Origin of the sequence: Flavobacterium sp. T12S277, assembly GCF_048514875.1 — a bacterium.
Classification (GTDB): domain Bacteria; phylum Bacteroidota; class Bacteroidia; order Flavobacteriales; family Flavobacteriaceae; genus Flavobacterium.
Window position 1 is genome coordinate 37,774 of record NZ_JBLYEG010000002.1, and the last position, 11,898, is coordinate 49,671.

General features: G+C 34.8%; 13 protein-coding genes. 2 read left to right on the forward strand and 11 right to left on the reverse strand.

Features of this window, described 5'->3' with window-relative positions; translation table 11 throughout:
* Positions 1-22: 22 nt before the first annotated feature.
* Together ACN1CN_RS04380 and ACN1CN_RS04385 are read right to left on the reverse strand one after the other, a co-directional pair.
* Positions 23-2,023 carry a fumarate reductase/succinate dehydrogenase flavoprotein subunit gene (locus ACN1CN_RS04380; protein WP_264525562.1) on the reverse strand — a complete coding sequence of 667 codons (2,001 nt, stop codon included), beginning with the start codon at positions 2,021-2,023 and terminating at the stop codon, positions 23-25.
* Positions 2,024-2,034: 11 nt separating this feature from the next.
* Entirely contained in the window at positions 2,035-2,700 is a 666-nt protein-coding gene (locus ACN1CN_RS04385) for a succinate dehydrogenase cytochrome b subunit (RefSeq protein WP_419134790.1), read from the reverse strand.
* Positions 2,701-3,021: 321 nt separating this feature from the next.
* Here ACN1CN_RS04385 and ACN1CN_RS04390 point away from each other — a divergent pair, with 321 nt between their 5' ends.
* On the forward strand, positions 3,022-4,383 hold the full coding sequence (locus ACN1CN_RS04390) for a hydroxymethylglutaryl-CoA synthase family protein (RefSeq protein ID WP_419134791.1): 1,362 nt from the start codon (positions 3,022-3,024) through the stop codon (positions 4,381-4,383).
* Between the two features lie 505 nt (positions 4,384-4,888).
* Here the strand turns inward: ACN1CN_RS04390 and ACN1CN_RS04395 are convergent.
* The 4 genes from ACN1CN_RS04395 to ACN1CN_RS04410 all read right to left on the reverse strand — a co-directional run bounded on the left by ACN1CN_RS04395 (position 4,889) and on the right by ACN1CN_RS04410 (position 7,203).
* Positions 4,889-5,260 (reverse strand): hypothetical protein, encoded by a 372-nt coding sequence (locus ACN1CN_RS04395; RefSeq protein WP_419134792.1) that lies wholly within the window; start codon positions 5,258-5,260, stop codon positions 4,889-4,891.
* 12 nt (positions 5,261-5,272) lie between these two features.
* Entirely contained in the window at positions 5,273-5,725 is a 453-nt protein-coding gene (locus tag ACN1CN_RS04400) for a GNAT family N-acetyltransferase (protein ID WP_419134793.1), read from the reverse strand.
* Between the two features lie 75 nt (positions 5,726-5,800).
* A complete protein-coding gene (locus tag ACN1CN_RS04405; protein WP_419134794.1) occupies positions 5,801-6,361 on the reverse strand; it encodes a hypothetical protein in 561 nt (186 codons plus the stop codon).
* A 101-nt stretch (positions 6,362-6,462) separates the two neighbouring features.
* Entirely contained in the window at positions 6,463-7,203 is a 741-nt protein-coding gene (locus ACN1CN_RS04410; protein WP_419134795.1) for a LytTR family DNA-binding domain-containing protein, read from the reverse strand.
* Positions 7,204-7,499: 296 nt separating this feature from the next.
* Between ACN1CN_RS04410 and ACN1CN_RS04415 the strand changes: the two genes are divergently transcribed.
* A complete protein-coding gene (locus ACN1CN_RS04415; RefSeq protein ID WP_413614372.1) occupies positions 7,500-7,682 on the forward strand; it encodes a bacteriocin-like protein in 183 nt (60 codons plus the stop codon).
* 82 nt (positions 7,683-7,764) lie between these two features.
* Here ACN1CN_RS04415 and ACN1CN_RS04420 read toward each other — a convergent pair whose 3' ends face one another.
* The 5 genes from ACN1CN_RS04420 to ACN1CN_RS04440 form a co-directional block, all read right to left on the reverse strand.
* Positions 7,765-8,202 (reverse strand): GNAT family N-acetyltransferase, encoded by a 438-nt coding sequence (locus ACN1CN_RS04420; RefSeq protein ID WP_419134796.1) that lies wholly within the window; start codon positions 8,200-8,202, stop codon positions 7,765-7,767.
* A gap of 15 nt (positions 8,203-8,217) precedes the next feature.
* Positions 8,218-8,793, reverse strand: a complete 576-nt coding sequence (locus ACN1CN_RS04425) for a hypothetical protein (RefSeq protein ID WP_419134797.1) — start codon at positions 8,791-8,793, stop codon at positions 8,218-8,220.
* Positions 8,794-8,797: 4 nt separating this feature from the next.
* Positions 8,798-9,136 (reverse strand): hypothetical protein, encoded by a 339-nt coding sequence (locus ACN1CN_RS04430; protein WP_419134798.1) that lies wholly within the window; start codon positions 9,134-9,136, stop codon positions 8,798-8,800.
* Positions 9,137-9,280: 144 nt separating this feature from the next.
* Positions 9,281-10,153, reverse strand: coding sequence for a polymer-forming cytoskeletal protein (locus tag ACN1CN_RS04435; protein ID WP_419134799.1), 873 nt, complete (start codon positions 10,151-10,153; stop codon positions 9,281-9,283).
* Positions 10,154-10,579: 426 nt separating this feature from the next.
* Complete coding sequence (locus ACN1CN_RS04440; RefSeq protein ID WP_419134800.1) at positions 10,580-11,617, reverse strand: hypothetical protein; 1,038 nt, start codon at positions 11,615-11,617, stop codon at positions 10,580-10,582.
* Positions 11,618-11,898 lie beyond the last annotated feature (281 nt).

Below are 11,898 nucleotides of genomic sequence, written 5' to 3' on the forward strand. Positions count from 1 at the left end.
ACTTTTGTCTTTTGACTAATTGCTATTTGTAACTACGCTGTACTAATTTAATGTTTTCGTAAATTAGAGGTTCTTTGTGTAATACGGCATCACTTGGTTTTCCTTTGTATTCCCAGGCTGCAACGTATGCAAAGTTTTCGTCATCACGAAGTGCTTCTCCCTCTTCTGTCTGATACTCCTCACGGAAGTGACCTCCACAAGATTCGTTACGGTGTAAAGCATCTTTCGCGAACAATTCTCCTAATTCTAAGAAATCGGCAACACGTGTCGCTTTCTCTAATTCCTGATTAAATTCGTTAGCGCTTCCCGGCACTTTTACATCTTTATAAAACTCTTCACGTAAAGCAGCAATTTCTTCGATAGCCTCAGCTAAACCTTTAGCATTACGAGCCATACCAACTTTATCCCACATGATTTTTCCTAATTTCTTATGGAAATAATCTACAGAATGAGTTCCTTTATTATTGATAAATCTGTCGATTTGATCTTTTACTGCTTTTTCAGCTTCTAAGAATTCCGGTAACTCTGTAGAAATTTCTCCCATTTTAATATCCGGAGCTAAATAATCTCCAATAGTATAAGGTAATACGAAATATCCATCAGCTAAACCTTGCATCAAAGCAGAAGCTCCAAGTCTGTTTGCTCCGTGATCAGAGAAGTTAGATTCTCCAATTGAGAAACATCCCGGAATTGTAGTCATTAAGTTATAATCAACCCAGGTTCCCCCCATAGTGTAGTGAACTGCCGGATAAATCATCATTGGCGTTGTATAAGGATCCTCATCAACGATTTTATAGTACATCTGGAATAAGTTTCCGTACTTACTTTTCACGATCGCAGCTCCTAATTTAGTTACCAAAGCAGCATCTTTATCGTCTAAACCTTTTACATAAGCATCTTCTGTTCCGTAACGTTGAATTGCTGCTGCGAAATCCAGGTAAACTGCTTCTCCGGTTTTATTAACTCCAAAACCAGCATCACATCTTTCTTTTGCCGCACGAGATGCTACGTCACGAGGTACTAAGTTACCAAAAGCAGGATATCTTCTTTCTAAGAAATAATCTCTTTCTGCTTCCGTTAAATCAGTTGCTTTTTTCTTTCCTTCACGAATTGCTTTCGCATCTTCTAATTTTGCAGGAACCCAAATACGACCGTCATTACGTAACGATTCCGACATCAAAGTCAATTTAGACTGGTGATCTCCCGAAACCGGAATACAAGTTGGGTGAATTTGTGTGTAACAAGGATTCGCGAAAAATGCTCCTTTTTTATGTATTTTCCAAGCTGCTGTTGCGTTACTTCCCATAGCATTTGTAGATAAGAAAAATACGTTTCCGTATCCTCCTGAACCTACTACTACCGCGTGAGCAGAGTGTCTTTCAATTTCTCCGGTAATTAAGTTACGAGCGATAATACCTCTCGCTTTTCCGTTCACGATAACAATATCAAGCATTTCGTGACGGTTGTACATTTTTACTTTTCCACGACCAATCTGACGGTTCATTGCAGAATAAGCTCCTAACAATAATTGTTGTCCGGTTTGTCCTTGTGCGTAAAAAGTACGGGAAACCAATGTTCCTCCAAAAGAACGGTTGTCCAATAATCCACCATATTCACGAGCCAATGGCACCCCTTGAGCCACACACTGGTCGATAATATTAGCAGAAACTTCAGCCAAACGGTGAACGTTTGCCTCACGTGCACGGTAGTCACCTCCTTTTACAGTATCATAAAACAATCTGTAAACCGAGTCACCGTCACCTTTATAATTTTTTGCTGCATTGATTCCCCCTTGTGCTGCAATAGAGTGCGCACGACGTGGTGAATCCTGAAAGCAGAAAGCTTTTACGTTATATCCTAACTCAGCCAAAGTAGCCGCAGCAGAACCTCCAGCCAAACCTGTACCAACGATAATAATATCTAAATTACGTTTGTTAGCAGGGTTTACTAAATTAATATGATCTTTATAATTTGTCCATTTGTCCGATATTGGACCATTTGGAATTTTTGAATCTAATGCCATTATAATTGATATTAATTATTGAAATGATGAAATAATGCGATGATAACGAAAAGTGCCGGTACTACAACCGCAAATCCGTAACCAACTTTACTTAAGAATCGGGAATACTTATTGTGCATCCCTACAGATTGAAGAGATGAACTGAATCCGTGCCAAAGGTGAAATCCTAACAACACAAATGATACACAATAGATACCTGTACGAATTGGATCATGAAACTTATGCACTAACTCTCCATAATATCTTGTTGCGTCTGGTGCTGTACCTACAATATATTTGTAAGTAACTTCAGGAAACCAAAAATCATAGAAATGCAATCCTAAGAAAGCCAAAATAACCAACCCCGAAATAATCATATTTCTAGAAGTCCATGAAGCATTAGTAGCTCCGTTGTATTTTGCATAAGCAATTGGTCTTGCCGCGCTATTTTGAGCAGTCAATACAAATCCCATTACGAAATGGAAAATTACTCCGATTGCCAAAACAGGTTGCATTACATATTGAATCAGCGGATTGTATCCCATAAAGTGAGAAGCTTCGTTAAAAACGTCTTCACTAATAATAGAAATAAAATTTAAGGAAACATGCAGCGCTAAAAACGTGATTAAGAATATTCCCGAAAGAGCCATAGCCACTTTCTTTAAGATGGAAGCATTCAATAGTGCAGATTGTGCCATAAGTGTTAAAGTAGTTTGTTTTAAAAAATTAGACAAAAATAAAGCAATTAGACATCAACTACAACCATTTCGCTCTTATTTATAATGATTTTAAAGAGCTTTCTCCGATATTATTGCAAATTATTTAAAAACAAGAAAATAGAAATTTTTCGCAAGCCATTTTAACGAATTCTTAATTTTTATGTAATTACCAAATTGCTATTTTTTGCCCCTTTTTGAGTTATTTTCCTCAAAAATAAAGCGATCCCGAATTTTATTGAATCAAAACAAGCGAATTTTAAGAGCATAATTTTACCTTTATCCGCTTCAAAAAAAATGATAATGAAAACAGGAATCGACGCTATTTCTTTTGATGTAGCCAACATACATTTGCCCATAAAAACTTTGGCTGTTGCCAGAAATATAGAACCTGAAAAATTAGAAAAAGGCCTCGGACTAATTAAAATGACTTTACCCGATGTTCATCAGGATGCGGTCGTTTTTGGAGCCAATGCTTTAACCAAACTTATTCTTGACCACAATATCAATCTAAACGAAATTAGCCGGATCTATGTGGGTACCGAAAGTGCCATCGACAGTTCGAAACCTATTAGTTCTTTCTTAATTAGTTTGATAGAGCAAAAATTTGGTGAAGATACTTTGGCCGAATGTGATGTAGTCGATTTTACTTTTGCCTGTATTGGTGGTGTTGACGCTTTGCAGAACTGTATTGATTTTGTAAAACTGAATCCAGCCAAAAAAGCAATTGTCGTAACAACCGATTTTGCCAAATACGATTTAAACTCCACCGGAGAATATACCCAAGGAGCCGGAGCATTAGCAATGCTAGTGACTTCAAACCCAAGAATCATTGCTTTTGACAACAATTGGGCGACAAGTACAAAAGGTGTTTTCGACTTCTTCAAACCCTACCGAAGCATTTCAAAAGAAGCGATCACACAAAACACAAACAACGATTCCTGGTTTGATAATTTAGAAGCTGAAATCGAAATCCATAAAGACCAGCCTGTTTTTGATGGTCAGTACTCGAATCAGTGTTATATGGATCGTACACGATCGGCCTACTTTTCGTTCAAAAAACTAAAAAACACCTCCGAAACTTTATACAATTCCTGGAAAAGTATCATCATGCACCTTCCGTACTCTTTTCAGGGACGTAGAATGCTGTCTGAAATTTATGCTTTAGATCATGCCGATAAAATTATTCCGGAGCATATGGAGCCAGCCGATTATCAAACTAAAATTAAAGAAGTTGCAAAATCGGAAGAATACAGAAATTTTGTAAGCGGGAAGTTACAGCCTGCTGAATTGGCTTCGTCTTTAATTGGAAACCTTTATACCGGTTCTATTTTTATGGGACTGTTATCGACTTTGGCGCATTATTATGACACCAAACAAGAAGTTGCCGGAACTACATTCGGATTCTTAGCTTACGGAAGCGGATCGAAATCGAAAGTTTTTGAAGGAACCATTCAACCGGAATGGCAATCGGCATTAGCCCAAGTAAAACTTTTTGAAAATCTGGAAGAAAGCCTTGAAATTCGCTTTGAAACTTACGAAAGCCTTCACAAAAAGGAACAAAAAGAAAGCATCAGAACCCCTAAAAACGAATGGGTTTTGGATCGAATTGAAAAAGAGATTCCTAATTTGATTGGGGCGAGATATTATAAATGGGTAAATTAAAATTCCAATTTTTGAAATTCCAAATTCCAATAAAAAACCGAAGCAAACTGCTTCGGTTTTCTTTTTTACCCCCTGTTTGTCATTTCGAGGCACGAGAAATCACACCAGAAACTCCACACAGATTGTCGCCAATCTTTGTCGATTAACGCATGTGATTTCTCCTTCGTCGAAATGACAAGATTGCGCTAAAAAACTTTGACCAAGTATTTCCTAATGATCTCATTGACCAATTCTCTAATTAAAAACATCAATCCTTCTTATGCTGTTCTGTATAGTTTTGATTTCCTTTAAGAGCTTCGTCATGTACATTCATTCCGTGTGACATTCCCAACATGAAAGCGGTTATTATTACTATGAATTTTCTTTTTATCCAATGAAGTGGTCGCTTAGATTGCTCTAAACGTTTTTTATTATTTTGTTTATACATTTTGAAAATGATAAATGATTAGACATTATTTTATCATCGTATGCGTTGAAGCGCATCAAAACTTAAAAGAGAATCTCTTTAAGCTATGTATAAACTTGTTTTAAAATTTGCAGAATTGATCGTTTCATTTACAAAGACTGCTTGCTTTATAAACGAACTTAATTTTTGAAAAAGAAATAGTTGCAGATTTTGAACACTCCTAATTTGAAGACTGAAAACATCTTTTAAATCGAGATACTTCAGAACAACCGAAAACAGAGCCTTTACCCTGGAAACAGACTGAACAAATTGGTAAGAACGAGAATTGGAAAATTCTAATTCCTCTCTTAAAATTACAAACGAAGATTGATAATACGCTGCCGATTTTGATGGAGAAACTAAAAGTCCATCATTCGCAATCACGACAAAAGCCAGAAAGAGCGAAAGCAGGTATTTCGTGTAATTTTTCAATTTTGATTTGATTTAGTATAATTTCATTTCCATAATAGGAATAAACCTGTTTTTTATTGAAGTTTCGAATGATCCAATTTTCACAAAACCCATTTTTGAATAAAACCCTTCAGCATTTGGTTCTGAATCGAGCTGGATGATTTGAACTCCAGCCTCTTTCATTCGGTTTAAAAAATCAAGAAACAGGTATTTCCCAAAACCTTTTCCAATATATTCAGGCAAGATAAATAAATTATCCATTTTGACGGTCTTATCCTCTTCAAAAAAATAAGAATAATAACCTACTGTCACCTCATTCTTTACTAATTTAAACACATCATGTTCTCTAATGTAATCTGAAGAAATAGTAAGATTCACCTCCCACTTTTGAATTTGCTCTGCCGAATATCCCCAATAAGCTTTTGACTTTTTGGTTATTTGCGTTAGAATTTCACTATCGGTTGTATTTGCTTTTTCTATCGTCATTTGTACAAAAGATGAAAGCGAAGATAGGAATTAAAACAGAAGTTCTCATCCGGTAATAACTACACCTCAATTGTTTTATACTATCTCTGCTTTTAAATTTTCCTTTCTAAAAAGAAGCAAACCTAATCCCAGCAGAAAAACAACACAGCTCACTAACATATAAACACCATTTTTTAAGGCAAAAAACGAAAAACCAATTGCAGGTGCAGCAAGAACAACCATTAAAACAAGGATCAAATGAGTTTTTATAAAGTTTAAAGCATGGATCGCCAAACCTATAAAAAGCAAAGAAGGTCCAACAATAATAAACGGATATAAAATTGAAGGCGTATTACTAATTTGAATACTTAATGCTTCCCTGGCGGCGTCATTTTCCCCAAAACTCGACATTATAAAATCGATTGTGCAAAGACCAATGTGCGCAATAACCCCCAGAGTTGTTACAAAAGAGGCAACAGTATTCAACTTGTTTTTAGGAAACACATGATTGAATGATCCTAAAAAACAAGCTCCGACAAGATTGAACCAATGTGCAAAATCGATGGGACTGTGAATGTCCGGCAAAACTTTAGAAAATAGTACATAACTGATCCCGAAAAATAGCAACCCGATAAGGCAAAAGTGTTTTGTTTTCATAATTTATTTTAAAAATTGAAAAAACAAAACTAAAACGAAAAATCAGCGTAAATACCTATTTTACTGACTTTGGTACAAAACATATGATTTTAGGTACGAAATTACAAGCTCGATAAATTTTCTTTAAAACTCTTAGAAACCGGAAGTTCAATTTGGGTTAACATGATCGTATTTTGATTTCTCCAGGACTTAAAATGCAATGGATTTATCAAATGCGAACGGTGTATCTGGACTAAAAAAGCAAAATCGTCCTGAAGTTTTTTGAGCGAAGTACGAATCAATTTTGAACGCAGCTGGTCATTTTCGGTATAAAAAATCTCCACATAGTTTTGCGCATTTGAGATGCAAACCAAATCGCTTGCTTTGATTTTCAAAATATCCCGTTTATTATCCCCTTTAAAAATCAGTACGTCTTCTTTTACCGGGATCAGTTTAAGCAAATATCGTCTGGCCAGAACAATTACAGGCGTTAAAACCAATGCCACTTTGATAAATATTAAAACGAAGAACTCCGTAAAACGATACCCTCCGTTTAAAATCGGGCTTTTGTAATATGCATAAACTGCAAAAAAATAGATCCCGTAAAAAAAGATCAGACTTACTACTTCGAGACCAATGTTCCACTTTGCTGTTTTTTTGTAAACGCTTCTTTGAGCAATAGCTAATAAAGCATAACACACAAATGCGGTTACACTAAATCCGGCACTCATTAAAAGCCATGTCCGGAAATTCAAGGTTCCGTCATCAAAAGGTTTTATGATAAACGCAAAAACAAAAATCCATAAGGCAAAAAGCAAACCTACTATCAGATTGTGTTTTAGGGAGGAATTTAGTTGTTTCATCTTTTCTCAAAGCAATTATTACTATACAATATTAGACTTTAATACAACTTGCGGCAAGTAGGCCCAACATTTTTTCATTTATTCTCCAAACTAACTATTACCATAAAAACACAAAAAGAAGGAAATTACCCCAAATTTTCTTTAAAAGGAGAAAAAGGTTGCCGATTCCTAAAAAATCAATTCGAATCGAAAGTCTTTTACTTTTGTAAGTATTTATCTAAAAATAATTTATATTTTTATCAAAGTGGTATCCGAAAAACTTATAGAGTAGGAAAATCAAAAAACAAAAAACACTTATGAAAAATTTCCAAAAATTAACCAAAGAAGAATTAAAATCAATTAACGCGGGTACTGGAAACTGCGTACCATATCCTCTATGTAACGGCGAACAAGTTACTCCTATTGGGCAAAACTCATGTGGTTGGTATTTATACAAAACGGCATCAAATAGTACTTGTATGGAATACGGATTATCATAACAACATACTCCTCAATTTATTAAAACTGCTATTCACAAAAATAGCAGTTTTTTTATACTCCGTCTTTTCACTACCCGAAAGCTTACTTATAAATCGTAAACTTATTGTGCGTTAAACCAAAACCAAGATTCTCGTAAATCAATACGTTTTCAACCCGTCTTTTATTGGTGGTAACCTCAATACTTTTCAAATTATTCTGATCGGCATATTGCAGGATCTGATTTATTAGTTGTCTTCCAATTCCCCTACCTCGATAATTTTGATGAATAAAAAATTCCTGAATTTCACCCACTAATCCGCAATGATGAAGGAGATTTTGCGTGTGAAAACTAATAAAACCAACACCTTCTTTCCCAATTTCTGCGACCAGATAAAAATTCTTTGGGTTCGAAATATTCTCATCAAATATCTGACTAAATACTTCAAAATCTAAAACTTCATTTTCAAGTTCGTTTATGGTTTGGTAAACAAAATCTAAATCCTGTTTTTCTACTTTTCTGATTTTAATATTTGATTTCATGATTTCTAAATCCATTTAAACTGACAACCATTCTAAAGCTATAAATTTATCACAATCATCTTTCCAGTCAGGAGTCCAGTCTAGAAGTATCGCACCACCTCCTTTTTTAATCTCATTCCTAACTATATTGCAAACTTCTTTTGCATCATCAGATCCTTGTCCTGCTAATTCAAAAACTATATATTTTGTTTTAGAAAATGTCGCATATAACGAAAGTAATCTTTTAGTATTCCAATAAAGCTCATTAATTTTCGTCTTTTTATTAATCCATGGTATTTCATAGATTTTCTGAATAAATTTACTTTCCAAATTTGCTTTTTTCCTTAAATACTCGTCAACTCTAACCGGGAAAAACAAACTCCTGAATTTTGATTCTCTAAAATAATCTACATAAGTTAAAGACTTTGTCACAATTACATTTTCATTTTTTATTCTTCCTGCAAAAATAGCCATCAACTGCTCCTTTAAATCATAAAAATGAGTTCCTCCTCCTAAATAAATAATAACCAATTCTCCTTCTCTTAATTCAAAAGGCGGTATAAAATAATGATCTGTCTTGATCCCTTTACTTTCAATTATAAGTTCGTTCATTTTATCAGAATAAATATTCATTCAACCCAAGACGCTCAAATTTAACCTTATATTTTTGAACATAACTACTCCACTCCCTCTGGTTTTTACTTTCATAAACAAAAGCAGCATAATCAGCAACTTCTTTACTAAAATGATTGCCAAAAACAGGGTCAAGATGTTCTATTCCGGAATCAATTACTCTTTTTAAAATTGATAATTTGTCCCTGCCATTTTCTTTACAAACCTTATCAAGCCATAATCCTTTGCCTATTTTTACATATGCTTCGAGCAGACTATCCGTGATAAATTCAGAAGGGACATCATTAATATTCGGTTCATTTCTACCTTTTTTAAAAGTCATTATAATGAGTTCTTCAGTATAAAAACGCACTGGAATCAATGAAACCAATGTTCCACTCTCCGCTGCTTTCCAACAAAGTTCTTCGGTTATAAAGGAATCAGTAATTACCTGGAGCGCAAAACCATCCTTACTGACTAATTTCTCTCAAAGTTCAGATGTAATAAATTCTTCCTCCACAAACGGTAACGCATGATAGGTCCAATTCAGCGCCATCTCACACAATGCTGTCGTTTTAAATTGATGCGGAACTATTTTTAAATCTCTGTAATTTGACGACACTCTCTTTTGCCAATATTCCTGATTTTTCTGCGGTGGATTGCTTTCTTTTAAAACCAACTCGCCTTCCTCCAACTCTCTTTTCAGTTCTTCAAAAGTGGTTATGAAAGGATTATCAAGATGCTTGCGCAATTCAATCGAAATAACTTCTTCATCACTGTCCTCATCATATTCAGATTCGTCTTCAGGATCCATGTCGTCTGTTTTATCATTATAGTAGAACAAGTCATTTTTGCGATCGGCCACCGTTGTATAATGATCTTCGACTATAAAAACCGGAGCTTCAATACAGCCCGAACATTTAAAATTACCATGATTATAGGAGGTCATTACTACTTCTTTGGCTGTAACGTTGCCTTCAATTTCGACGTAGGATCCTCCCAACAACATACTTTGACAATTCACATCTCCTTTAATAAAAACATAAGGTCCGTAATCGCCTTCGGCATTTATAATCGTTCCGCCTACGTAGAGATTCCCATTTATTAAGACCCCTTCTATCCTAAGGTCATCCATTTCTTTTAAAGGAACACCCAATACATGAGCAAGCCATTTTTTCTCTTTATCTTCATAAAGATCCAGGTAAAAGTTCCCTTCAAAATTCACACTTTCGTGTGCAACCAAAAAGAGATCTCCTTCTTCCCATTCATCAAAATGGTCGAAACCTTCATGATCGATTAAAAATGGATACTGCAATTTAACTTCTTTGATTGTAATTAATTTAAAACCTGAATGATGCATTTTATTGTTTTATTGGGCTATTATTTTTATGCTAGATTATACAATATTACGCAATCTTGTCATTTCGACGAAGGAGAAATCACACACACTGATCGACAAAGATTGGCGACCTTGATTGCGGAATTTCTAATGTAATTTCTCCTTCGTCGAAATGACACGGATTGCGTTTCTTCAGAAAAAAAAGCAGTAAGAAAAGTTACATTTTGACAACATTGGAAAAACAATTTACAAAATGTATCCCACAAACCCAACGAACTATCCAGAAATGTTAGGCTGTATTTGGGGGCATTTTTATAAAGTAAAAAATCAAATACAATTATATATGACAAAACCCGACAGGTTTTGAAAACCTGTCGGGTTTAATGGAGGTTCCTCCTTCGTCGAAAAAACCTATACGGTCAGCAACTTCCAAATAATCTTATTTATTTATCGTTTAGCCGATTCCATCTTTTTTATTTTAGCTTTTAACAACTTTAATTCTTGAGCTTGCTTCTCACTTCTCTTATTTTGAATTTCAAGTTTTTTATTTTGTTCAATCGTATATAAAGTAAGTTCTTCAATTTTCTGTAGTAATTTCATTTGAAATTCTTTCATCTCAAGTCCGTTTGCAATCATCTCTTTTTCAGATGCAATTTCGGGAAGATGTTTATTTCGAGTTACAAATTCTTCCAACTTGTTCAAATCCATCAATTTGTAATCATCTTCAAAAACAAAATCGCAACCTCCCCGTAACTCAACTTTTATCTCGTTTGCCCTAATTGTTCCACAAACATCTAGTTTATAACCTGGAGAAATGGTACCAATTCCAACAAGCCCTTCCCCGGTAATAATCATTCGATCATAATTACTTAAATCTGAACCATTCCATGTTGTAGTATGAAAACGAATGTCTCCATAAAGATAACTCCCCGCGGGATTAGGATTTACAGAATAAATTCCTGAACCACCTCTTCCAAAACTTAATCCTCCTTTATAGGTAACTTGTCCTCCAGTGGCTGGAATAAATGTTCCTGAAGTTTTTTCACTAATAACCAATGTTGGTTCTTTACCATTAGGAAGAAAACCATTAACCGTTGTCCCGGAATAAGAAGCAAAATCACTATAAACTGCAGAATTCCCTCTTACTTCAAACTTTGCGCTGGGAGTATCAATCCCAATACCAACCTTTCCATCGTTTGGTTGTATCACTGTACCACTCTTAGGATTTTCATACCCACCATCGATAACAATACCTGTTCGAAAGGCTAATTTTAGTTGTTGATAATTTGGTGCATCCCATGGACCACTTGTTCTATATATACCATAACGCAAAGCATCTGGCTTGAACCAAGTAATTCCATCAGGGACATTACGTCCATCATTAACATCGTTAAAATTTATAGAATTATGCAATTCATAAGTCTGTGCATTCGTTAGCTGAAACACTATCAGCGAAAAAAATAAAATCAGTTTAAGTCCTTTCATTGTCAAGATAATATTATAATGGTTAATTCTTCACAACATAAAAGTAACGGACAGTTCAATCCAAAACAATTAATGTTGCATTTTTTATACTAATGCGAAAGTAGTATTTCAAATAACACATTTCAATTGAATTAAAGAATATTTCTGTTAATATATAAGTTGTAAAAAACTATCTTTTTTATGAACTAAAAACCACACAACACAAAACCCGACAGGTTTTAAAAACCTGTCGGGTTTAGTAGCGAACCAACCTGCCAAATCTGCGAGAGAAAAAATCTCCA